Genomic DNA, 22,818 nt, shown 5'->3' with positions numbered 1-22,818 from the left:
ACCACCCTAGCGAGCTGAGGCACGATCGAGTGGTGCATGACCACCAGGTGAGACCCCAGGTGCGCGACACCTACGGCACCGGCGACCTCAGCGCGCTGTCGATCTTCGCGGGCGGCTTCATCAACTTCGGCTACTGGCGCGACATCCCGCTGGACGGCGAGCTGACCGTCGAGCAGCGCGTCGCGTCCCAGGAAGCGCTCTACGACGTGGCGCTCGACGCGCTGGGCGTGCGACCCGGCGACCGGGTGCTGGAGGTCGGCAGCGGGCGCGGGCTGGGCGCGGCCAGGGTGCTGCGGCACGACCCGGCCCTGGTCCGCGGGCTGGACCTGCTGCCGGAGCAGGTGGCGCGGGCCAGGGCCACCACCACCGACCCCAGGGTGGCGTTCGTGGTGGGGTCCAGCGCGGACATGCCCTTCGGCGACGGCGGGTTCGACCGGCTGCTGTCGGTCGAGGCCGCGCAGCACTTCGACGACCTGGCCGCGTTCACCCGCGAGAGCGCCCGCGTGCTCGCCCCCGGCGGGTCGCTGGCGGTCACCACCTTCTTCGCCGCCGACGACCGGGCGGGCCCCCCGCTGTCCGAGCTGCTGGCCACCTTCGCCTCCGGCCTGGACCTGCCTCACCCGATCGGGGACTTCCTGGCCGACCTGCGCGCCGCCGGGTTCGCCGACGTGACCGCCACCAGCATCGGCGAGCACGTGTGGCGGGGCTTCGACCGGTGGATCGAGCTGGGCGAGTACCGCGACAGCTGGGGCCGCAACTGGGTCACCGCCGTGGCGCGCGGCCTGGTGGACTACCACCTGGTCACCGCCCGCAAGCCGGCAGGATCGCAGCCGTGACGACGCACCCCACCGCTGCCGTGCCCGACCAGCTGTTCGCCGACGCCGAGGCGGAGGCCCGGTGGCGGGCCCGCTTCACCGCGCCGCGCGTGAGCCTGCCCGGCTGGGCGGACGACGCGCCCGACCGCAGCCTCTACCTGTCCAACTCCAGCGGGGTCTGGGAGATCTACGCCTGGGACCGCGCCGCGGACACCCACCGCAAGGTCACCGACCGGCCCAACGGCACCTCGCACGGCGCGCTGAGCCCGGACGGCGAGGCGATCTGGTGGTTCGCCGACAGCGACGGCGACGAGTTCGGCGTGTGGGTCCGCGAGCCGTTCGCCGCGACCGGGCAGCCCGCCGAGCCCGCCGTGCCGGGCGTGCGGGCCGGGTACCCGGCCGGGCTGGAGATCGGCCACGAGGTGGCCGTGGTCGGCACCTCGACCGACGACGGCACGACCATCCACCTGTCCCGCGCGGGCGGCGAGGCGGAGGTGCTCTACGCGCACGAGAACGACGCGGGCGTGTCCGCGCTGTCCAAGGACGAGTCGCTGGTCGCCATCGCGCACTCCGAGCACGGCGACAACCGGCACACCGCGCTGCGCGTGCTCACCACCGGCGGCGAGGTCGTCGCCGAGAAGTGGGACGGCCCCGGCAAGGGCCTGGACGCCATCGCGTTCAGCCCGGTGCGCGGCGACAACCGGCTGCTGGTCGCGCACGAGCGGCGCGGTCGCGAGGAGCTGCTGATCTGGGACGTCACCGCGGACACCGAGACCGAGATCCCGGTGGACCTGCCGGGCGAGATCAGCGCCGACTGGTACCCCGAGGCCGACGCGCTGCTGCTCGTGCACACCTACCGGGCGCGCAACACGCTGCACCGCTACGACCTCAAGACCGGCGAGCTGTCCACCTTGGACACTCCACACGGGACGATCGGCTCGGCGGGCGTGCGCCCCGACGGCGCGGTGGAGTACTCGTGGTCCTCGGCCGCCCGGCCCGGCGTGGTGCGGGTGCTGCGGGCCGACGGCGACGAGCGGGTGCTGCTGGAGCCCGCCGGTCACAAGGCGCCGCCGTCGGCGGAGCTGACCGACGTGTTCGTGGGCGACGTGCACGCGCTGGTGGCCCGGCCCGAGGGGGCCCCGGACGGGCCGCTGCCGACCGTGTTCAGCCTGCACGGCGGGCCGCACTCGGCCGACGAGGACCGGTTCTCCGCCTACCGCGCGGTGTGGCTGGACGCCGGGTTCGCCGTGGTGCACGTGAACTACCGGGGCTCCACCGGCTACGGCTCGAAGTGGCGCGACGCCATCGAGGGCAGGCCCGGCCTGACCGAGCTGGAGGACGTGGCCGCGGTGCACGACTGGGCCGTGCGCGAGGGCCTGGCCGACCCGCGCAAGTGCGTGGTCAACGGCGCTTCGTGGGGCGGGTACCTGTCGCTGCTGGCGCTGGGCACCCAGCCGGAGCGCTGGGCGGCGGGTGTCGCGGGCGTGCCGGTGGCCGACTACCTGGCCGCCTACGAGGACGAGATGGAGCCGCTGCGGGCGTTCGACCGGGCGCTGTTCGGCGGCTCGCCCGAGGAGGTGCCCGACCGGTACCGGGAGTGCTCGCCGCTGACCTACGTCGACGCGGTGCGCGCGCCGGTGCTGGTGCTGGCGGGCGAGAACGACCCGCGCTGCCCGATCCGGCAGATCGACAACTACCTGGACCGGCTGGCCGCGCGCGGCGCCCGCTACGAGGTGTACCGCTACGACGCGGGCCACGGGTCGCTGGTGGTGGCCGAGACCATCCGGCAGACCGCCGCCGAGGTCGACTTCGTGCGGCGCGCCCTGGGCTGAGCGGACCGCCGGGGGCCGCCGCTGGTGGCGGCGACCCCCGGCGCAGGGGTGATCAGGCCTGCTGGGCCTGCCACATCCAGTGCGCCTCTTCCAGCTGCTTGGTGATCTCGATCAGCAGGTCCTGGGTGACCAGGTCCGTCTTGTCGGTCTCGTCGACGCGCGCGCGCAGCCGCTGGATCAGCGCGGCCAGGGTCGCCACGATCGCCTGGACGACGTCGTCCACCTTGAGCCAGTTGTCCGGGAACTCCGGCACGCCCGAGGACTCGGCGACGGTCTTCGCCTTGCCGTTGGGCGACACGCCCAGCGCGGCGGCCCGCTCGGCGACCTGGTCGACGTAGGTGCGGGCGGTGGTCACCAGCTCGTCGAGCTGGAGGTGCGCGCTGCGGAAGTTCTGGCCGACCACGTTCCAGTGCGCCTGCTTGGCGATCAGCGACAGGTCGATCAGGTCGACCAGGGTGGCCTGGAGGACCGCGCCGACCGCGGCCTTGTCGGCGTCGGACAGCGGGCTGGTGATCGGGGACTTGCTCATGGTTGCTAGCGCCTCCTTCAGACGGTGGCTTCCGGGGGGCGTCCGGGAGGAGTTCCCTCTCAGACGGTGGCGCTGACCGCCACCTCGATGTTGCCGCGCGTGGCCTTGGAGTACGGGCAGATCTGGTGCGCCTTGGCGACCAGCTCCTCGGCCGTCGACTGCTCGACGCCGGGGATGCGCGCGACCAGCTCCACGGTCAGGCCGAGGCCGTCGTCGGTGCGGCCGATGCCGACCTTGGCGGTCACCTCGGTGGTGCCGAGCTGGACCTTCGCCTCGCGCGCGGCGAGCTTGAGCGCGCCGTGGAAGCACGCCGCGTAGCCCGCCGCGAACAGCTGCTCGGGGTTGGTCGCGTCGCCGCCGGGGCCGCCCATCTCCTTGGGCACGACCAACCGCTCGTCGATCACGCCGTCGGAGGAGCGCACCTCGCCGTTGCGGCCTTCGCCGACCGCGGTCGCTTCCGCCGTGTAGAGCACCTGCATCGTCACGCTCTCCTTCGAGCCGGTGGGGTCAACCGTCGTGTGGATCAACGCCACCCGCCACCCGATCTGCACCCGGTCGTGTGACAACTCACGCGCCCTGTTCCGAAGTACCCCCGGACGCCGGAGGTCAACCGGAGTGTGTCGCGGCGAACTCCGCCACCTGCCTGCCGATGGTGCGCAGGGTCTGCGCGACCGAGGGGTCCGAGCAGCCGCCGTCGGGGTCGAACTCGACCTGCCCGGAGTTCACCGCCGCGCCCAGCGGGGTGGGCCAGCCGCGCAGCGCGTGCACGATGGAGCGCAGCGCGGTGAGCGTGGTGACCGACGCCTGCCAGCCCTGCGCGGCGGCCACGCAGCCGACCGCCCGCCCGTCCAGGTAGGGCCGCTGCTCGCCGCGCAGGTCCTCCACGTAGTCCAGGGCGTTCTTGACCAGGCCGGAGACCGTGCCGTGGTAGCCGGGCGAGACCAGCACCACCCCGTCGGCCCGGCGCAGCACGTCGACCAGCCTGCGGGCGTTGTCCGGGCGGTCGGGCACCGAGGGGTCGTAGAAGGGCAGCACCAGTTCGGGACCGCAGACCTCGACCACCTCCGCGCCCGCCTCGCGCGCACCGGCCAGCGCGATGCGCATGGCGCGCTCGGACTGGGAGTTGGGGCGGATGGAACCGCCGATGCCCACCACCGTGACCGTCATGCCACCCGATCCTGCCACCTCCAGTTAGCTGGAGGTCCACGCGACGTGACGGTGACTACTAGCGTGCACTACTGACGAGTAACGTGAATGTCATGTCGAAGTTCGCCGATGCGATCCCCGCCGGTGTGGTGGCCGGTGCGCTCCGCTTCGCGTTCGGGCTGCCCAAGCCGCTGCGCAGGCTGATCACCGGGCCGCCGATCGTGGTCGACGGCCAGCGCCTGCACCCCGAGGCGCAGCTGCTGCTCAGGTTGCAGCAGCTGGGCGGGCAGGAGTGGCGCACCGACACCCCGGCCGCCAACCGCGCCGCCCTCAGCCGCAGCAACCTGCTGGTCGCGGGACCGCCCGTGCCCGGCGTGGCGGTGCGGCCGGTGACCATGGACGGCGTGCGCGGCAGGCTCTACACCCCGCACGGGCTGGCCGCGGGCTCGCCGCTGCTGGTCTTCTACCACGGCGGCGGCTGGGTCAGCGGCGACCTGGACAGCCACGACAACCTGTGCCGCCACCTGGCCGTGGAGGCGGGCGTGCGGGTGCTGTCGGCGGACTACCGGCTGGCCCCCGAGCACCCGTTCCCGGCCGCCGTCGACGACGCGCTGACCGCGTACGCCTGGGCCGCGGCGCACGCCGACGAGCTGGGCGCCGACCCGTCCCGCCTGGCGCTGGGCGGCGACAGCGCGGGCGGCAACCTGGCCGCGGTCACCGCCCTGCACGCGCGCGACGAGCACGGCCCCCGGCCGGTGTTCCTGCTGCTGTTCTACCCGGCGGTGGACGCCACCGCGCGCCGCCGCTCGCGCGACCTGTTCGGCGACGGGTTCTTCCTCAGCGACGAGAAGATGGACTGGTTCGCCGACCACTACGCGCCCCAGCGCGAGGTCCGCGCCGACCCCCGGCTGTCGGTGCTGCTGGCCGAGGACCTCAGCGGGCTGCCGCCGACCTACCTGGCCACCGCGGGCTTCGACCCGCTGCGCGACGAGGGCGAGGCGTTCGCCGAGAAGCTCGCCCGGCAGGGCGTGCCGGTGGTGCTGCGCAGGCACGAGGGCCTGTTCCACGGGTTCGCCAACATCCTCGGCGTCGGCGGGGTGTTCCGCGAGGCGGTCAGCGAGGCGGTCGGCGCGCTGCGCACCGGCCTGGCGCTGGCCAACGCCCGGCAGGACGTCCCCGAGACCGCCTGAGGGCGGGCACCCCGATGAGGGTCCTGGAGGAGTTCGTCGAGGGCAAGGCGGGCGACGACGAGGAGTGCGAGGACGGCGTCGTCGTCACAGCCCACTTCGTCGCCGTCGTCGACGGGGCCACGGACAAGACCGGCCACCGCTACGACGGCATGACCGGCGGTCGTCTCGCCATGCTCACGTGCCTGGAGGCGGTGCGGACCGCCGCGCCGGACGTCGACGCGGCGGGCATGGTCGGGCGCATGTCCGCCGCCCTGGCCGCGCGGCTGCCCAGCGGCGTGGCGCCGCAGGAGCGCCCGGCCGCGGCCGTCGGCGTCTACTCGGCCGCGCGGCGCGAGGTGTGGCAGGTCGGCGACGTCGCGTACTGGCACCGCGGCCTGCCCCCCACCGGCGTGCGGACGCTGAGCGCCGTCGACCACTTCTCGGCGGGCGTCCGGGCCGCGGTCCTGACCGCCGAACTCCACCGGGGCGTCCCCGTCGAGGAGCTGGCGAGGCAGGACGTCGGCCGAGCGGCGATCCGGGACGTGCTCATCAGGCAGGGCCTGTTCCGCAACAACGCCGAGGCGGGCGAGTGGGCCTGCGGTGCGATAGACGGCAGTCGCGTCCCCGAAGAGCTCGTGGGGGTGCACGCGGTGGCCGAGGGGGTGCGGGAGCTGGTGCTGGCCAGCGACGGCTACCCGCTCATCTTCCCGACGCTGGCGGAAACGGAGCGGGCGCTGCGGGGGCTGCTCGCGGACGACCCCCTCTGCATCGGCCCGCTGAGGTCGACGAAAGGGCTTCGGCCGGGGCACACGAGCTTCGACGACCGGGCCTACGTCAGGATCGCCCTCGACTAGCGGCGGCACACGGCGGGGGGCCGTTCCCCCGGCAAGAGAACGGCCCCCCGCTGATCCGCTCACCTGCCGAAGGCGGCGGCGATCTTGTCGCCCGTCTCCTTGTCGATGTTGCGCCAGTACTCGAACACCCGCTCCAGCACCGGCTCGGAGACCCCGTTGGAGGCGTGCGCGATCACGTTCTGCACCAGGCGCTCGCGCTGGGCCTCGTCCATCACCTCGCGGATCAGCGTTCCGGCCTGGCCGAAGTCGTCGTCCTCGGGGTGCAGCTTGTAAGCCGCGCGCACGACCTCGTCCTCCACGCCGTAGTTCGTGGTGACCTCGCCCGCGACCGAGGCGTCGGCGTGCGGGCCGCCGTAGGAGTTCGGCGCGTACACCGGGTCGACGGCGTTGCGGTAGGCCATCGCGCCGTCCTTGGAGTAGGAGTTCACCGGCGACTTGGGCCGGTTCACCGGCAGCTGGTTGTAGTTCGCGCCGATGCGGTAGCGGTGCGCGTCCGGGTAGGAGAACATCCGGCCGATCAGCATCTTGTCCGGCGACGGGCCGATGCCGGGCACCAGGTTGGTCGGCTCGAACGCGGCCTGCTCGATCTCGGCGAAGTAGTCCGCCGGGTTGCGGTCGAGCACCAGCTTGCCGACCGTGATCAGCGGGTAGTCCTGCTGCGACCAGACCTTGGTCAGGTCGAACGGGTTGAAGCGGTAGGTCGCCGCCTCCTCGTACGGCATGACCTGCACCTTCAGCGTCCACGACGGGAACTCGCCGCGCTCGATGGCGTGCCACAGGTCGGCGCGGTGCGCGTCGGCGTCCTCACCGGCGATGCGGGCGGCCTCCTCCGAGGTCAGGCACTCGATGCCCTGGTCGGTCTTGAAGTGGTACTTGATCCAGAACTTCTCGCCCGCCGCGTTCTCCCACAGGTAGGTGTGCGAGCCGTAGCCGTTCTGGTGCCGCCAGGTCTTCGGGATGCCCCGGTCGCCCATCAGCCAGGTGACCTGGTGCGCGGTCTGCGGCTGCAGCGTCCAGAAGTCCCACTGCATGTCGTGGTCGCGGCGGCCGGTGTCGGCGCGGCGCTTCTGGGAGCGGATGAAGTCGGGGAACTTGATCGGGTCGCGCAGGAAGAACACCGGGGTGTTATTGCCGACCAGGTCGTAGTTGCCCTGCGTGGTGTAGAACTTCAGCGCGAAGCCGCGCGGGTCGCGCCAGGTGTCCGGGGAGCCCAGCTCGCCCGCGACGGTGGAGAAGCGCAGCAGCACCTCGGTCTTCACCCCCGGCTGGAACAGCGCGGCCTTGGTGTAGGCGCTGACGTCCTCGGTGGTCTCGAAGTAGCCGAACGCGCCACCGCCCTTGGCGTGCACCACCCGCTCGGGCACGCGCTCGCGGTTGAACTGGGCGTTCTTCTCGATCAGGTAGTGGTCCTGGAGCAGGATGGGGCCGTTGGCGCCCAGGGTCAGCGAGTGGTCGTCGCTGGCGACCGGGATGCCCGCGTTGTTGGTGGTGTGCGGCGTCTGGGTCACGGCTGGCTCCTCTGTGCTGACTGGCAGTCGGGGCACAGTCCCCAGAACAGGACTTCGGCCTCCTCCACCGCGAAGCCCGCCGTCGCGGAGGGCTCCAGGCAGGGGGCGGCGCCGTGGACGCAGTCGACGTCCTCGGTCTTGCCGCACCGCCTGCACACCAGGTGGTGGTGGTTGTCGCCGATGCGGGTCTCGTAGCGCGCCGGGTGGCCCGCGGGCTCGATGCGGCGGAGCAGGCCGGTCCGCTGGAACGCGTGGAGCACGTCGTACACGGCCTGCGTCGACACGGACCCCAGCTTGGCGCGCACACCCCTGGCCACCTGGTCGGCCGTGGCGTGGGGGTGGTCGGCGAGCCACTCAAGCACCGCGATCCGGGGCGCGGTGGTCCGCAACCCGGTGTTCTTGAGCAGCTCGCGGGGTTCTGGGGACATGGCTCCTCCAGGTCATCACGTTTTCTTGAACTAGTCAAGAAAACGACTGGTTAAAGTTGTTGCTCCAGCGGGCGAAGATGGCAGTCGTGACCCCCGCCCCGTACCTCGCCGTGCTCCGGATGCCCCGCGTCCCGTCGACCATGCTGCTGTTCCTGCTGGCCAGGGTGCCCTCCACGGCCGCCGGGATGACCGTCACCATGCACGTGCTGCTCGGCCTGGAACGCGGCTACGGCGCGGCCGGGCTGGTCGGCATGATGAGCACCATCGGCATCGCCCTGGGCGCACCCCTGATGGGCCACCTCACCGACCGGCGCGGGCTGCGCGCCATGCTGCTGCTGTCGATGGTCTCCGAAGGCGTGTTCTGGTTCGTCGCGCCGCTGCTGTCCTACCCCGTGCTGCTGGTGACGTGCCTGATCACCGGCCTCACCGTGATGCCGGTGATGTCGCTGGGCAGGCAGGTGCTCACCGCGCTGGTGCCCGAGGCGAGCAGGCGCACCGCGCTGGCGATGGACGCGATGGCCGTGGAGATCTCCTTCATGGCGGGCCCCGCCTTCGGCGTCTTCCTCACCACGCACTGGTCCAGCCGCACCGCGATGTGGTGCATCGGCGCGGCGATGGTGCTGTTCGGGCTGGTGCTGTTCGCGATCGACCCGCCCATCCGGGGCGAGCAGGAGGAGTCCGGCCCCGCGCTGCCCCGGCGGCAGTGGCTCAACGGCAGGCTGCTGGGCGTGCTGATCAGCGCGGGCGGGGCCACGTTCGCCCTCTCGGGCGTCGAGGTGTCGCTGGTGGCCTCCATGCGGGGGCTGGACCTCACCGCGTGGACCGGCGCGATGGTGGCGGTGATGTGCCTGGCGTCGCTGGTCGGCGGGTTCGTGTACGGCGTGCGCAAGCGGGTGCCGCCGGTGTGGCTGCTGATGGGCGGCATGGGCGCGCTGGCGCTGCCGGTGGGGCTGTTCGACTGGTCGCCGTGGCTGCTGGCCCTGGCCCTGGTGCCGACCAACCTGCTGTGCGCGCCGACGATCACCAGCACCGCCGAGGCGGTCACCGAGCTGGCGCCCCCGTCCGCGCGCGGCGTGGCGATGGGGCTGCAGGCGTCCGCGCTCACCCTGGGCGTGGCGGTCGGGCAGCCGGTGACCGGGTTCGTGATCGACCACTCCTCCCCCGCCTGGGGGTACGCGACGGCGGGCCTGGGCGCGCTGGCCGTCGCCGTGGGCGCGGCCCTGCTGGACCGGTGGCAGCGCCGCCCCGCCGCCCCCGTCGCCGTGGAAATGCGGTGACCGCTTTTTTCCCATGACCAAGGGGACACTTTCCCGATATCTCCGCGCTAATGCGGATGGCTTCGCCCGCCCACCGTGCCAGGCTGCCGCACCGCCCACACCCCGGAGGCGGCGAAGATGATCCGGCACACCCGCGTCCACCGCATTCGGCGATCGGTTCGCGCGCTCGCCCTCGCCCTGTTGCCGATCGCCGGCTGCGCCGCGGAGGACGGCTACCGCCCATCCGACGCCTGCCCGGTCCCCGCCGAGCCGGTCGGCCGGTGGAACGGCGGCTCGAACGAACTGGGGCGCTGGCACTACGAGTTCTCCGACAACGGGGCGCCCATCACCTCCACGTGGAGCGCGCGCGGCGGTCTGCTGTCCCTCGACGGGTACAGCTACGTGCCCGTGCGCTGAACGCCTCACGAGTCCCAGACCCGCACCGCGAACCAGAACCGGCCGGTCTCGTCGGGGCCCAGGTGGGTCATCGCCGCGATCCTGCCCTCCGTGGTGCGGACGCAGAGCTTGCCGCCTACCTGCGGCTCCAGCAGCACGTCCGATCCCCTGGCGACGTAGCCACGGCACTCCTCGAACGAGGGCTCACGCGGCCCCGGCCACTCCACCGCGACCGCGCCCTGCCCCGGCGTCACCTCGGTGTAGTGGTCCTTCCTGATGTCCGCGCCCGCGTCCCCCGGCACCGCCGGGTCCACGTCGAGGTCGAGACCGCCGGGCCCCATCCGCACGTTCCCCGCCCAGAACGGCGTCCCGTTCCCGGCGGTGGCGGGCGTCGTGCCCGCCGGAGGGGGAAGGCCGCCCCCGGTCGGGGTGGCGTTCGGGGTGGGCGTCGGGGTCGCCCGCTGGTCGCGCGGGCCGTCCAGCACCAGGAACGCGACCACCGCCCCCACCGCGACCAGCAGCACCACGACGAGTAAACCCACCGGCGGGGAATGGCGGAAATTCTGCTGGATGGTGACATCACCGCCGATGGACCCCGATTGCACAACGGCACCGGGGCGTTCCGCCCTCAATTCGTTCCCGGTGCGCGGAAAACCATCGGACATGGCGCAATCCTGCCCCGCGCCACCCCTTTACAGCACCACCGCAGCGCCCGACGAACCCGAACGGATCAATCCGCCACGAGGTCCTGGAGGGCTTGGTAGAGGCGCTCGACACCGGGGCGGGCCCGCAGGTAGTGCGCCACGGCCTCGGGATCGGGCTCGATGGTCCGCGTCGGCACCACCAGGTCCGCGGCGACCTCCAGGGAGGGCAGCTCGCCCAGCGCCCGCCACGCCAGCAGCGCCGCGCCGACGCCGGAGCCCTCGCTGTCCTCGGCCACCTCCAGCGGCAGCCCCAGCGTGGAGGCCAGCACCGACGCCCACAGCGGGTGCCGGAACGCCCCGCCGGTCACCCGGACCGCGTGCACGTCGGCCACCGACCGGACCGCGTCCAGCACCAGCGCCAGCTGCTGGCCGACCCCCTCGACCAGCGCCCGGCCGACCTCCGCCCGCCCGTGCTCGCGGCGCAGCCCGACCACCGCCGACCGCGCGTCCGGGTCCCACCACGGGGCCCGCTCCCCCAGCAGGTACGGCAGCGCCGTGATGCCGCCCGCGCCGAACGGCACCTCCGCCGCCTCGTCCAGCAGCTCCACCACGTCCACGCCGAACGACTCGGCGGCCCACTGGGCGACCACACCGCCGTTGCTCACCGCCCCGCCCAGCACCCACAGCCCGTCGCCGATGGCGTAGCAGAACACCCGCCCGCCCTCGTCCACGGCGGGCCGGTCGCGCACCACGCGCAGCGCGCCGCTGGTGCCCAGCGACAGCGCCGCCACACCGGGCACCACGGCCCCCACGCCGAGGTTGGCCAGCGGCCCGTCGCCGCCGCCGAGCACCACCGGCGTCCCGGACGGGATGCCGGGCACCTCCAGCGCCAGCGGCAGGACCTCCAGCGGCGAGCGCAGCTCCGGCAGCACCGCCGCGGAGATCCCGGCGAACGCCAGCGCGTCCGGGTGCCAGGCCAGGGCGTCCAGGTCCATCAGGCCGGTGGCCGAGGCGGAGGAGTGCTCGGTGACCCACTGGCCGGTCAGCCGGAAGGCCACGTAGTCCTTGATGCCGCACCAGCGCGGCGCGGAGAACCCGCTCTCCGCGAACCAGGCCAGCTTCACCAGCGGCGACATCGGGTGGACCGGCGTGCCGGTGGCCCGGTGCAGCGCGATCCCGCGCGGGGTGCCCCGCAGCCGCGCGGTCTGCTCGACGGCCCGGTTGTCCGCCCAGCTCAGCGAGTGCGTCAGCGGCGTGCCCGCCTCGTCCAGCGCGAGCAGGGTGTGCATGGCCCCGGTGAGCACCAGCGCCCTGACGTCCAGCCCGGCCGCCGCGACCTCCCGCAGCGCCGCCAGCGCCGCTTCGAGCACCTGCGCCGGGTCGTGCGTGGCCTCGCCGGACCGGGTGGTGCGCATCGGGTAGCCGCGCTCCGCCGACGCCACCACACCCGCGTCCCGGTCCACCGCGATCACCTTCGTCGCGGTCGTCCCCAAGTCGATGCCCAGCACTACCTCCGCCATGGCGGAGAACCTACCCGCGCCACCTCCCCGATCCGACGCGCGAGGTCACGACCGTCAGCGGTGCCACAACCGGCGGCGGCCCGCGCCAACGGCGTCAGGCCCTGGCGCAATCGTTGAGACGCCACGCTCTCCGCGCGATCGATCACGTTGGCAGCCAGTCGAAGACCGTGATCCCTGTTACCCAGCCTCAGGTGCAATGTCGCCAGAGTGCTGAGGTCCATCAGGTTGCCGCGTTCCAACTCCGCCTTGTGCCCGTTCACCGCGACGCGCATCGCTTCCAGAGCCTTGGGCGCGTAAGCGGGCTGGAGTGCGCTGAGCGCGAAGTAGGCGTTGCCGCGCACGGACCCCACGCCGCCGGCGCGGAAGTAGGCCAACCAGTGCGGAACCGAGTCATCGGCATACTGGGCGAAAACGTCTTCGCTGCGGGTCACCAACTCCTCGGCACGCCGCGCTCGCCCCATGTCGGCGTAAGCCCGCGCTTGGTAGCAGGAGGTGACGAACTCGATGGCGCCTCGACCGGATTCCGCGGCGGGCAGCTCCGCGAGCTGGAAGAGCTTCAGCGCCTCATGGGGGTCACCACCGGCCAAATAGATGTGCCCCGTGCGGCACAGCACGAACGCGCACAGCGCCGGATCGTCGGCGAGCTTGGCGTGTTCGAGCGCGCGCAGGAAGTGGTGGCGGGCGTGGTCGACCAGATCGCTGTCGAAGGAGGTCCAGCCCACCACGCTGTGCAGGTCGGCGAGCGCGGAGTGCAGGTCTCGACGGACCCCGTCCGCCATCGACGTGTCCAGCAGCCGCTCGGCCTCGCGAGCGTGCGCCGCGGCTGCCGCTCGGCAGGCGGCTCCGCCGAGGCGGTAGTCGAGACCTCGGAAAGCCGCCGTCGCGGCGCGCAACCGGTGCACGTCGGCGGCACCGACGTGGCTCGGGGTGGTGGCGCGCAGCACCGGTTCGGCCGACACCGCCGGAACACCGAGGACGGGATCACCCACCACCACGGCCGCCGCACTGGCGAGGAACTGGCGTCGCTTCACGGCCTCGACCTCCGTCCCGGCGGAGTGGTCCTGGTCGTCAAGGTACGCGGGGACCCCGGCCAACCCCAGGAGTTCACGCGGACAGCCCAACCCGTCCGCGACGCGCGCCAGCACGTCGTAAGCGCGTACCGCCCGGCCGTTCAGGATCTCGGACACCTCGGAGGGGGTCTGCCCGACCAACCGCGAGATCCGGCGCTGCGAGACACCCGCCTCGCGCAGCAGCCGGTAGACCCGGCCGATGTCCCGCTCGGCCAGCGCCCGCCGCATCTCCGGCGCTCCCCAGTCGGTCAGCGCACCGTCTTCCCCCGCGTCGAACGACACGCGCGGAACGTACCGCCGAACGGAGCAGCGGAGGCCGACGTTCACCCGTCAGCCTGAACGCGAAACGGCCCACCACCCCTGACGCCTGCAAGTACTACCCGACCCACCTCAAAACGCCGCTGGCTACTACCCGGCTTCGCGAAGTCGGGTAGTAGCCAGCGGCTCGTCCGAGGGGGACGGGTAGTACTTGCAGGCGCGGGGGTCAGAGCCGGGAGGCCAGGCCCTCGGCGATCTCGTAGGTGTTCAGCGCCGCGCCCTTGCGCAGGTTGTCCCCGCACACGAAGAAGTCCAGCGTGTTCGGGAAGTCCAGCGCCTGCCGCACCCGCCCGACGTAGGTCGGGTCGCCGCCCACCACGTCGGCGGGCGTCGGGAACCGCTTGGCCTCCGGGTCGTCGACCAGCACGATCGACGGCTGCGACTCGAAGATCTTGTGCGCCTGGGCCACGGTGACCTCGCGCGCGAAGGTCGCGTGGACCGCCAGCGAGTGCGTGGTCACCACGGGCACCCGCACGCAGGTGGCGGACACCTTCAGGTCCGGGATGCCGAGGATCTTGCGGGACTCGTTGCGGACCTTGAGCTCCTCGCTGGTCCACCCCTCGTCCTTGAGCGACCCGGCCCACGGCACCACGTTGAGCGCCAGCGGCGCGGGGAACGGCGAGTCGGCGACCGGCAGCCCGGCCGCGTCCAGCGCCTCGCGCACGTCGCCCGCGCGCACGCCGACCTGCTTGCCCGCCAGCGCCTGGGTCTCGGCGTAGAGGCGGTCGATCGCGGCCTGCCCGCCGCCGGAGGCGGCCTGGTAGGAGGCCACGACCAGCTCGCGCAGCTCGAACTCGCGGTGCAGCGCGCCCAGCGCCGCCATCATCGACAGCGTGGTGCAGTTGGGGTTGGCGATGATGCCCCTGGGCCGGTCGTCGATCTTGTCCGCGTTGACCTCGGGCACCACCAGCGGCACCTGGTCGTCCATCCGGAACGCGCCGGAGTTGTCCACCGCGACCGCGCCGCGCGCCGCCGCGATCGGCGCCCACTCGGCGGAGATCTCGTCGGGCACGTCGAACATGGCCACGTCCACGCCGTCGAACGCCTCCGGCGTCAGCTCGACGACGGTCAGCTCCCGGCCGCGCACGGTGATCTTCTTGCCCGCCGAGCGCGCGGACGCGATCAGCCGGATCTCGCCCCACGGCACGGACTCCCGGCCGTTGATGATGTCGATCATGACGGTGCCCACCGCACCCGTGGCGCCCACCAGCGCCAGCACCGGCCCGCTCATCGCCCGCTCCCCGCGTACACGACCGCCTCTTCCTCTCCGCCCAGCTCGAACGCGTCGTGCAGCGCGCGCACCGCGTCGTCGAGCTGGGTGTCCCGGCAGATCACCGAGATGCGGATCTCCGAGGTGGAGATGATCTCGATGTTGACCCCGGCGCTGGCCAGCGCCTCGCAGAAGGTCGCCGTCACACCGGGGTGCGAGCGCATCCCGGCGCCGATCAGCGACACCTTGCCCACGTGCTCGTCGTAGATGACCTTCTCGAAGCCGATCTCGTCGCGGGCCTTCTCCAGCGCGGCGACGGCGCGCGGGCCGTCGTCCTTGGGCAGGGTGAAGGTGATGTCGGTGCGCCCGCTCATCGCCTGCGAGATGTTCTGCACGACCATGTCGATGTCGATCTCGGCCTCGGCCACGACCCGGAAGATCCGGGCCGCCACACCGGGGTGGTCGGGCACGGCGGTCACCGTGACCTTGGCCTCGGACCGGTCGTGCGCGACGCCGGTGATCATCGCCTGTTCCACGGGAAGGTCCTCCACTGACCCGGACACGATGGTCCCTGGCTTGTTGCTGAACGAGGATCGGACGTGCACCGGCACGCCGTAGCGGCGGGCGTACTCGACGCAGCGGAGCATGAGCACCTTGGCCCCGGCCGCCGCCATCTCGAGCATCTCCTCGTAGGAGATGGTCTCCAGCCGCTTGGCGTTGGGCACGATGCGCGGGTCGGCGGTGAACACGCCGTCCACGTCGGTGTAGATCTCGCAGACGTCGGCCCCGAGGGCCGCCGCCAGCGCCACCGCCGTGGTGTCCGTGCCGCCCCGGCCCAGCGTGGTGATCTCCTTGCTGTCCTGGCTCACGCCCTGGAAGCCCGCGACGATCGCGATGGCCCCCTCGTCCAGCGCGTCCTGGATGCGGCTGGGCGTGACGTCGATGATGCGCGCCTTGCCGTGCACGGACGTGGTGATCACACCCGCCTGCGAACCGGTGTAGGAGCGCGCCTGCGCGCCCAGCGAGTCGATCGCCATCGCCAGCAGCGACATGGAGATGCGCTCACCGGAGGTCAGCAGCATGTCCAGCTCGCGGGCGGGCGGCACCGGGGACACCTGGCGGGCGAGGTCGAGCAGCTCGTCGGTCGAGTCGCCCATGGCGGAGACGGCCACCACCACGTCGTTGCCCGCTTTGCGGGTCGCGACGATCCGCTCGGCCACCCGTTTGATCCGCTCGGCGCTCTCGACCGAGGAACCGCCGTACTTCTGGACGACGAGCGCCACAGAACCTCTCCTCCCAGGTGAGAAATCCCAGTTGGCAGGCAGCGTACCTGGCCCAAGGCGTGGACAGCGGCCACCGTGTTCGGGCCCTCACTACCCTCGGTGCGGTGTCGACGGTGGAGGCTGGATCGGTGGGCTCGGAGCACGGCGCGGGCGACGGCGCCGAAGACGGCGCCGAGGACGGCGCGGAGCGCGCGCCGTCGGCGCGGGACCGGTTGCGCGTGGCGGCCGGTCACCGGGCGGTGGTCCTGCTCGCGCCTGCCGCGCTGTACCTGGCGGTGCGGGAGCTGGGCCTGCTCGTGCTGCAGCTCATGGCGCCCCGCTGGGACAAGGACGTCACCGCGGCGCTGACCTCCTGGGACGGGCAGTGGTTCCTGGGCATCGCGCAGGGCGGCTACGACGAGGTGCCGCCCTGGCTGGTGGACGCGTTCGGCAGGCGCGGCGGGGAGACCCCGCTGGCCTTCTTCCCCGGCTATCCCGGCCTGGTGCGCTGGGTGGACGTCCTGCCGGGGGTGGGCCCGGTCGAGGCGGCGTTCGTGGTCAGCCTGCTCAGCGGCGTGGTCTGCGCCTACGGCCTGCGGCGGCTGGGCGAGCGGGTGGCGGGCGGGTCGCGCCGGGCCGGGCTGGCGCTGGTGGTGCTGTTCGCCGCCTCGCCGATGGCGGTCGTGCTGTCGATGACGTACTCGGAGGCCACGTTCTGCGCGCTGGCGGCGTGGTCGCTGGTGGGCGTGGTGGAGCGGCGCTGGGTGCTGGCGGGCGTGTGCTGCGCGGCGGCGGGCCTGGTCCGGCCGACGGCCGCCGCGCTGGTGCTGGCGGTGGGGCTGGCCGCGCTGGTGGCGGTGCTGCGGCGGCGCGACGGGGTGTGGCCGTGGGTCGGCGGCGCGCTGGCCCCGCTGGGCCTGCTCGGCTACCTGGGGTACGTGGCGCTGCGCACCGGCGAGTGGGACGGCTGGTTCGCGCTGCAGCAGCGCGGCTGGGACTCCCGGTTCGACGGCGGCACGGCCACCTGGAAGTTCACCCTGCTGGTGCTGGGCGAGCCGCGCTCGGTGCTGGAGCTGGTCACGGTGTGGCTGCTGCTGGGCGCGGTGGTGCTGGCCGTGGTGGGGTGGCGGCGGCGGCTGGAGTGGCCGCTGCTGGTGTACGGGGTGGCGGTGCTGGTGATGGACCTGGGCTCGAACGGGCTGATGAACTCCAAGGCCCGGCTGCTGCTGCCCGCGTTCACCCTGCTGCTGCCGGTGGCGCTGGGGCTGGCCAGGCGGCGCACCGGCACGGCGGTGGCGGTGCTGGCCGGGGTGGCGGTGTTCAGCGCGTGGTTCGGCGCGTACGCGATCACCGCCTGGCAGTATGCGATCTGATGGAGCTGAACCGGATCATCGCCGACCGCTGGAGCCCGCGCGCCTTCGACGGGGCCGTCGAGCTGGACGACGGGGTGCTGCGGGTGCTGCTGGAGGCGGCGCGGTGGGCCCCGTCGCACGGCAACACCCAGCCCGCGCGCTACCTGCTGGGGCGTCGTGGGGACGACACGTTCGGGCGAATCTTCGGCGCGTTGTCGCGCGGCAACCGCACGTGGGCGGGGCGGGCGTCGGCGCTGGTCGTGGGCGCGGTGGTGACCTCGGACGAGCGCGGCGAGGTGCCCAACGCCGAGTACGGCCTGGGGCTGGCGGTGCAGAACCTGGTGCTCCAGGCGGTGCACCTGGGGCTGGTCGCGCACCAGATGGGCGGGTTCGACAAGGACGCGGTGCGCGCGGAGTTCGCGCTGCCCGAGGAGGTCCGGCCGGTGGTCGTGATCGCACTGGGCGAGCTGGGCGACAGCGGCGAGCTGCCCGAGGACCTGCGGGCCAGGGAGCGCAGGCCGCGCACCCGCAAACCGCTGGAGGACCTGGTGTTCACCGGCACCTGGGGGCGGCGGTACTTCCGACCGGACGCCCAACCGAGCGCTCCCGCCACGACCGACGGCGCACGCAGCGCGGGTCATGACGGGAGTGGGCCCGGCGGTCCGGTGTGACCGCTAGCGGGCCACGACTCGCGCGACGATGCCGGTGACGACCAGCCAGAACACCGCGGCCAGGCCGTAGTTCACGATCAGGTCGAGGTTGGGGTTGCCGAGCTGGAACAGGCCGGGGAAGAACAGCGCCAGCGGCTCGGCGAGCTGCTGGACGAACCGGAAGAACGCGTTGGCCTGGTTCGCGCCGAAGAGGATCAGGAGGATGTAGAGCACCTCGATGAGCGCGAAGACAGCGCCAACACCGCTGATGAGCCGGGCAGCGCTGAAGCTGCCGGTCCGAGTACTCGTACGCCATCTGGACATGTCAAGGAGATGCCCCCATCACTTTCGAGTGAAACTCGACGGGGCGAAGTTCCACCATCTGGGCCTCCGGTTCCACGTCCGAGCGAAATCTGGTTAGTCTGTCCGACATGGCACGTGCCCTCCTGCTTCGCCGCCGTGACGGGGTCTGACCAGACCGGCCCCCCGTCGCGGGATCGAGCGTTGCCGCCGGTCGTCTCCCACCACCGGCCCGCAGGAGCAGACCACCCATGAGCACGAGCCCCGACGCGTACACCACCGGCACCAGCCGCATCCGGCCCCCGGCCCGGCCCGCGCCCGCCGACCAGCCCGCCTGGAACCCCCAGCGCGGCACCTCCATGCCGGTGCACCGGTACCGGCCCTTCCACGAGCTGGTCGAGGTCGTCGACCTGCCCGACCGCACCTGGCCCGCCAAGCGGATCACCAAGGCGCCGCTGTGGTGCGCGGTCGACCTGCGCGACGGCAACCAGGCGCTGATCGACCCGATGTCCCCGGCCCGCAAGCGCAAGATGTTCGACCTGCTGGTGCGGATGGGCTACAAGGAGATCGAGGTCGGCTTCCCGGCCGCGTCGCAGACCGACTTCGACTTCGTGCGGGAGATCATCGAGGACGGCGCGATCCCCGACGACGTGACCATCCAGGTGCTGACCCAGTGCCGCCCCGAGCTGATCGTGCGCACCTTCGAGTCGCTGCGCGGCGCGCACAAGGCGATCGTGCACTTCTACAACTCCACCTCGGTCCTCCAGCGGCGGGTGGTGTTCCGCTCCGACCGCGAGGGCATCAAGAAGATCGCCACCGACGCGGCGGCGTTCGCGCTGGAGGAGGCGAAGAAGTACCCGGAGACCGAGTTCCGGTACGAGTACTCGCCCGAGTCCTACACCGGCACGGAGCTGTCCTACGCGCTGGAGGTGTGCGACGCGGTCTCCGCGATCATCCAGCCGACGCCGGACAAGCCGCTGATCATCAACCTGCCCGCGACCGTCGAGATGGCCACCCCGAACGTCTACGCCGACTCGATCGAGTGGATGTCGCGCAACCTGGCCCGGCGCGAGTCGATCATCCTGTCGCTGCACCCGCACAACGACCGGGGCACCGGCGTGGCCGCCGCCGAGCTGGGCTACCTGGCGGGCGCGGACCGGATCGAGGGCTGCCTGTTCGGCAACGGCGAGCGCACCGGCAACGTCTGCCTGGTGACCCTGGGCATGAACATGTTCAGCCAGGGCGTCGACCCGCAGATCGACTTCTCCGACATCGACGAGATCCGGCGCACGGTCGAGTACTGCAACCAGCTGCCGGTGCCCGAGCGCCACCCCTACGGCGGCGACCTGGTGTTCACCGCGTTCTCCGGCAGCCACCAGGACGCGATCAAGAAGGGCTTCGAGGCCCTGGAGGACGCGGCCAAGGACGCGGGCAGGCACGTGGACGAGTTCCCGTGGGAGGTCCCGTACCTGCCGATCGACCCCAAGGACGTGGGCCGCACCTACGAGGCGGTCATCCGGGTCAACTCGCAGTCCGGCAAGGGCGGCGTGGCCTACCTGATGAAGACCGAGCACCACCTGGACCTGCCGCGCCGGTTGCAGGTGGAGTTCTCGAAGGTGATCCAGGAGGTCACCGACAGCCGGGGCGGCGAGGTCGGGCCCAAGGAGATGTGGGACGCCTTCGCCGAGGAGTACCTCAACGCCACCGCGCCGCTGAGGCTGGTGCGGCACAAGGTGACCAGCGACGGCAGCGGGCACGAGCGGATCAAGGCCGTGCTGGTGGTGGACGGCGAGGAGCAGGACGTCACCGGGTCGGGCAACGGGCCGATCGCGGCGTTCGTCGACGCGCTGGCGTCGGTGGGCTACGACGTGCGGGTGCTGGACTACTCCGAGCACGCCCTGTCGGCCGGTGACGACGCCCGCGCGGCCGCGTACCTGGAGTGCGCGGTGGGCAACCGGGTGCTGTGGGGCGTGGGCATCGACAGCTCCACGGTGGCCTCGTCGCTGCGCGCCCTGGTCTCGGCGGTCAACCGCGCCAACCGCTGACCACTCCGCGTCGGCAAGTACTACCCGGTCCCTCTCCCAGCGCCGCTGACTACTACCCGGCGGGCCTCAGCGCTCGAACGCCGGGTAGTAGTCAGCGGCCCTCTGGGGCACGTCGGGTAGTACTTGCAGGCGTTAGGGGAGGTGGGAGCGGAGGGCCTGGCGGGCGCGGCGGTAGGCGTCGGGGTCGTCGTGCAGCACCGACCGGCTGTTGGCCAGCTCCAGCACGGCGATCAGCTCGAACGCCAGTTGCGCCGGGTCGGCCACGCCCGGCACCTCGGCCGCGGTGGCGGTCACCAGGTCGTGCCACTTGGTCCCGTACTCGGCGATCTTGTCGCGCACCCGGCCGGGGCGGGCGCCGAACTCGGCCTGCACGGCGTGGAAGAAGCACCCGCCGGGGAAGGTGCGCTCCTCGGAGTAGGTCAGCCACCCCTCGCACAGCGCCTCCAGCCGCGCCCGCCCCGGCGGCAGCTCCAGCGCGGGCTTCACCACCCGGTCGACGAAGACGGCGGCGGCGGCCCGGACGGTGGCCAGCTGCAGCTCCTCCTTGGAGCCGAAGTGGGCGAAGACGCCGCTCTTGCTGACCGCCAGCTCGGTGGCCAGCCTGCCGATGGACAGCCCCTCCAGACCCTCCACCGAGGCGATGGCCGCCGCCCGCCCGAGGATCTGCCTGCGGGTCTGCTCGCCGCGCTCCACGCGCCCGTCCACCTTCACGCCGACACGGTAACCCCGTTGACAGCTCCCCAACTAATAGTACGATCGTTCGTACAAGTTGAGGGGGACGACATGGACCTGCTGGCACTCGACCGCGCCGCCACCGCCCTGAACGTCGAGCTGATGAGCCGCCTGACCGCCGAGCAGCTCGACGCGAGCACGCCATGCGCCGGCTGGACCGTGCGCGACCTGCTGCACCACCAGGTCGACACCACGCTGAAGTTCGGCGCGGCGCTGGGCGTCGAACTGGAGGAGCCGGACACCGAACCGGTCACCGCCTACCGGATCACCGCCGACCGGTTCGCCGAGGAGCTCGACCCGGCCGCGCTCGACCGCGAGGCGGACTTCCCCGGCTTCGGCAGGCGGTCGGGCAAGCAGGTGCTGGCCGGGCACTTCGTGGACCACCTGGTGCACGCGTGGGACCTGGCCAAGGCCACCGGGCGGGACGCCGCGCTGCCCGCCGACCTGGCACAAGCCGCGTTCCGGATGGCCAGGCGCTACCCCAGCACCCCGGACGTGCGCGGACCGGGCGGCCCCTTCGCCCTCCCGGTCGCCGTGCCGGAGGACGCGCCGCTCACGGACCGGCTGGTGGGCCTGCTCGGCCGCTCACCGCGCTGGCCCGCCTGATAGGGGGAAAACGAAGGGGGGCGGCCCCGACTGGGACCGCCCCCCTTCGCGCGTGCGCTACGGGTTGAGCGCCTCGGTCACCGAGGCGGGCCCGACCAGCGGGACGTCCGGCGAGATGCCGTCCTCCTCCACCAGCTCGGCCTCCACGGCGTGCGGCCGGATCCGGCCGTCGCGGATCTCCTCAGCCCAGTGGCAGGCCACCTTGTGGCCGGGCAGCACCTCGCGCAGCGCGGGCCGCTCGGTGTCGCACTTGGTCGCCTGCCGCCACGGGCACCGGGTGTGGAACCGGCAGCCCGTCGGCGGGTTGGCGGGCGAGGGCAGGTCGCCCTGCAGCAGGATGCGCTCCCGCCGGTCCTCCACCAGCGGGTCGGGCACCGGGATCGCCGAGAGCAGCGCCTTGGTGTACGGGTGCAGCGGCTCGGCGTACAGCCCGTCGGAGGTCGCCTCCTCCACGATCCCGCCCAGGTACATCACGCCGACCCGGTCGGAGATGTGCCGCACCACCGCCAGGTCGTGCGCGATCACCAGGTAGGTCAGGCCCAGCTGCTCCTGCAGGTCCTCCAGCAGGTTGACCACCTGCGCCTGCACCGACACGTCCAGCGCGGACACCGGCTCGTCGGCGATGATCAGGTCCGGCTCCACGGCCAGCGCCCGCGCGATGCCGATGCGCTGCCGCTGGCCGCCGGAGAACTCGTGCGGGTACTTGCGCAGCGAGGTCGACGGCAGGCCCACCGAGGCCAGCAGCTCCCGCAGGCGCTTGCCGGTGGCCTCGCGGCCCTTGTCCAGCCCGTGCGCCCGCAGGCCCTCGACCAGGATCGACTCCACCGACTGGCGCGGGTCCAGCGACGACATCGGGTCCTGGAACACCATCTGCATCCGCCGCCGCATGGTGCGCAGCGGCTCGCCCTTGAGCTGGGACAGGTCGGTGCCGTCGAACACCACCCGGCCCTCGGTCGGCTCGGTCAGCCGCAGGATGGCCCGCCCGAGGGTGGACTTGCCGCAGCCGGACTCGCCGACCAGCCCGTAGGTCTCGCCGCGCCGGACGCTGAGGTCCACCCCGTCCACCGCGTAGACGTGGCCCACCGTGCGGTCCAGCAGCACCCCCCGCTTGATCGGGAAGTGCACCTTGATGCCCTGCACCGACACCAGCTCGGTGCCCACGGGCCTGTCCTGCAC

At 72.6% G+C, this 22,818-nt stretch carries 23 protein-coding genes; 10 read left to right on the top strand and 13 right to left on the bottom strand.

The features are described from left to right. Window positions 1–32 precede the first annotated feature (32 nt). Together JOF41_RS32085 and JOF41_RS32080 are read left to right on the top strand one after the other, a co-directional pair. Window positions 33–836: a class I SAM-dependent methyltransferase gene (locus JOF41_RS32085; protein WP_189221325.1), complete on the top strand. Its 804-nt coding sequence runs from the start codon at window positions 33–35 to the stop codon at window positions 834–836. After that, complete coding sequence (locus JOF41_RS32080) at window positions 833–2,647, top strand: S9 family peptidase (protein WP_209623605.1); 1,815 nt, start codon at window positions 833–835, stop codon at window positions 2,645–2,647. The genes JOF41_RS32085 and JOF41_RS32080 overlap by 4 nt, the downstream gene beginning before the upstream one ends. A gap of 52 nt (window positions 2,648–2,699) precedes the next feature. Here JOF41_RS32080 and JOF41_RS32075 read toward each other — a convergent pair whose 3' ends face one another. From JOF41_RS32075 to JOF41_RS32065, 3 genes are all read right to left on the bottom strand, one after another. Then, window positions 2,700–3,176: a Dps family protein gene (locus tag JOF41_RS32075; RefSeq protein WP_189221327.1), complete on the bottom strand. Its 477-nt coding sequence runs from the start codon at window positions 3,174–3,176 to the stop codon at window positions 2,700–2,702. A 59-nt stretch (window positions 3,177–3,235) separates the two neighbouring features. Then, complete coding sequence (locus tag JOF41_RS32070; protein ID WP_209624581.1) at window positions 3,236–3,655, bottom strand: organic hydroperoxide resistance protein; 420 nt, start codon at window positions 3,653–3,655, stop codon at window positions 3,236–3,238. Between the two features lie 127 nt (window positions 3,656–3,782). Beyond that, entirely contained in the window at window positions 3,783–4,343 is a 561-nt protein-coding gene (locus JOF41_RS32065) for an NADPH-dependent FMN reductase (protein ID WP_189221328.1), read from the bottom strand. A gap of 92 nt (window positions 4,344–4,435) precedes the next feature. On the opposite strand from JOF41_RS32065, the gene JOF41_RS32060 reads away from it, so the two are divergent. Then, entirely contained in the window at window positions 4,436–5,512 is a 1,077-nt protein-coding gene (locus tag JOF41_RS32060; RefSeq protein ID WP_209623604.1) for an alpha/beta hydrolase, read from the top strand. A 14-nt stretch (window positions 5,513–5,526) separates the two neighbouring features. Continuing rightward, window positions 5,527–6,345, top strand: a complete 819-nt coding sequence (locus tag JOF41_RS32055) for a hypothetical protein (protein ID WP_209623603.1) — start codon at window positions 5,527–5,529, stop codon at window positions 6,343–6,345. 59 nt (window positions 6,346–6,404) lie between these two features. Here the strand turns inward: JOF41_RS32055 and JOF41_RS32050 are convergent, their stop codons facing one another. Both JOF41_RS32050 and JOF41_RS32045 read right to left on the bottom strand, forming a co-directional pair. Then, entirely contained in the window at window positions 6,405–7,853 is a 1,449-nt protein-coding gene (locus tag JOF41_RS32050) for a catalase (protein ID WP_209623602.1), read from the bottom strand. Further along, window positions 7,850–8,281, bottom strand: coding sequence for a Fur family transcriptional regulator (locus JOF41_RS32045; protein ID WP_189221332.1), 432 nt, complete (start codon window positions 8,279–8,281; stop codon window positions 7,850–7,852). The genes JOF41_RS32050 and JOF41_RS32045 overlap by 4 nt, the downstream gene beginning before the upstream one ends. Before the next feature lie 86 nt (window positions 8,282–8,367). On the opposite strand from JOF41_RS32045, the gene JOF41_RS32040 reads away from it, so the two are divergent. Both JOF41_RS32040 and JOF41_RS32035 read left to right on the top strand, forming a co-directional pair. Continuing rightward, window positions 8,368–9,558, top strand: coding sequence for an MFS transporter (locus JOF41_RS32040; protein ID WP_189221333.1), 1,191 nt, complete (start codon window positions 8,368–8,370; stop codon window positions 9,556–9,558). Between the two features lie 180 nt (window positions 9,559–9,738). Next, entirely contained in the window at window positions 9,739–9,954 is a 216-nt protein-coding gene (locus JOF41_RS32035; RefSeq protein WP_209623601.1) for a hypothetical protein, read from the top strand. Between the two features lie 5 nt (window positions 9,955–9,959). Here the strand turns inward: JOF41_RS32035 and JOF41_RS32030 are convergent, their stop codons facing one another. The 5 genes from JOF41_RS32030 to JOF41_RS32010 form a co-directional block, all read right to left on the bottom strand. After that, on the bottom strand, window positions 9,960–10,475 hold the full coding sequence (locus JOF41_RS32030; protein WP_209623600.1) for a hypothetical protein: 516 nt from the start codon (window positions 10,473–10,475) through the stop codon (window positions 9,960–9,962). 188 nt (window positions 10,476–10,663) lie between these two features. Beyond that, on the bottom strand, window positions 10,664–12,097 hold the full coding sequence (locus JOF41_RS32025; RefSeq protein WP_209623599.1) for a gluconokinase: 1,434 nt from the start codon (window positions 12,095–12,097) through the stop codon (window positions 10,664–10,666). Continuing rightward, window positions 12,085–13,449 carry a helix-turn-helix domain-containing protein gene (locus JOF41_RS32020; protein WP_209623598.1) on the bottom strand — a complete coding sequence of 455 codons (1,365 nt, stop codon included), beginning with the start codon at window positions 13,447–13,449 and terminating at the stop codon, window positions 12,085–12,087. The genes JOF41_RS32025 and JOF41_RS32020 overlap by 13 nt, the downstream gene beginning before the upstream one ends. A 202-nt stretch (window positions 13,450–13,651) precedes the next feature. Further along, window positions 13,652–14,716 (bottom strand): aspartate-semialdehyde dehydrogenase, encoded by a 1,065-nt coding sequence (locus JOF41_RS32015; protein ID WP_189221338.1) that lies wholly within the window; start codon window positions 14,714–14,716, stop codon window positions 13,652–13,654. Beyond that, window positions 14,713–15,978: an aspartate kinase gene (locus JOF41_RS32010; RefSeq protein WP_189221339.1), complete on the bottom strand. Its 1,266-nt coding sequence runs from the start codon at window positions 15,976–15,978 to the stop codon at window positions 14,713–14,715. Before JOF41_RS32010 ends, JOF41_RS32015 begins: the two co-directional genes overlap by 4 nt. Window positions 15,979–16,082: 104 nt before the next feature. Between JOF41_RS32010 and JOF41_RS32005 the strand changes: the two genes are divergently transcribed. Both JOF41_RS32005 and JOF41_RS32000 read left to right on the top strand, forming a co-directional pair. Further along, window positions 16,083–17,330, top strand: a complete 1,248-nt coding sequence (locus tag JOF41_RS32005; RefSeq protein ID WP_307867592.1) for a glycosyltransferase family protein — start codon at window positions 16,083–16,085, stop codon at window positions 17,328–17,330. Beyond that, window positions 17,330–17,980: a nitroreductase family protein gene (locus JOF41_RS32000; protein WP_209623597.1), complete on the top strand. Its 651-nt coding sequence runs from the start codon at window positions 17,330–17,332 to the stop codon at window positions 17,978–17,980. Before JOF41_RS32005 ends, JOF41_RS32000 begins: the two co-directional genes overlap by 1 nt. A gap of 3 nt (window positions 17,981–17,983) precedes the next feature. Here JOF41_RS32000 and JOF41_RS31995 read toward each other — a convergent pair whose 3' ends face one another. Further along, window positions 17,984–18,283, bottom strand: coding sequence for a hypothetical protein (locus tag JOF41_RS31995; RefSeq protein ID WP_189221341.1), 300 nt, complete (start codon window positions 18,281–18,283; stop codon window positions 17,984–17,986). A gap of 227 nt (window positions 18,284–18,510) precedes the next feature. Here JOF41_RS31995 and leuA point away from each other — a divergent pair, with 227 nt between their 5' ends. Beyond that, window positions 18,511–20,304, top strand: a complete 1,794-nt coding sequence (leuA, locus tag JOF41_RS31990) for a 2-isopropylmalate synthase (RefSeq protein WP_209623596.1) — start codon at window positions 18,511–18,513, stop codon at window positions 20,302–20,304. 132 nt (window positions 20,305–20,436) lie between these two features. Here the strand turns inward: leuA and JOF41_RS31985 are convergent, their stop codons facing one another. Then, on the bottom strand, window positions 20,437–21,015 hold the full coding sequence (locus JOF41_RS31985; protein WP_189221343.1) for a TetR/AcrR family transcriptional regulator: 579 nt from the start codon (window positions 21,013–21,015) through the stop codon (window positions 20,437–20,439). 72 nt (window positions 21,016–21,087) lie between these two features. Here JOF41_RS31985 and JOF41_RS31980 point away from each other — a divergent pair, with 72 nt between their 5' ends. Then, window positions 21,088–21,642 (top strand): TIGR03086 family metal-binding protein, encoded by a 555-nt coding sequence (locus JOF41_RS31980; RefSeq protein ID WP_209623595.1) that lies wholly within the window; start codon window positions 21,088–21,090, stop codon window positions 21,640–21,642. Between the two features lie 57 nt (window positions 21,643–21,699). On the opposite strand, the gene JOF41_RS31975 is transcribed toward JOF41_RS31980, so the two are convergent. After that, window positions 21,700–22,818 carry an ABC transporter ATP-binding protein gene (locus JOF41_RS31975; RefSeq protein ID WP_372448538.1) on the bottom strand — a complete coding sequence of 373 codons (1,119 nt, stop codon included), beginning with the start codon at window positions 22,816–22,818 and terminating at the stop codon, window positions 21,700–21,702.

This window comes from Saccharothrix coeruleofusca (assembly GCF_017876325.1).
GTDB lineage: Bacteria > Actinomycetota > Actinomycetes > Mycobacteriales > Pseudonocardiaceae > Actinosynnema > Actinosynnema coeruleofuscum.
The sequence above is the reverse complement of the archived record's forward strand: the minus strand, read 5'-3'. Positions and strand labels throughout refer to the sequence as shown.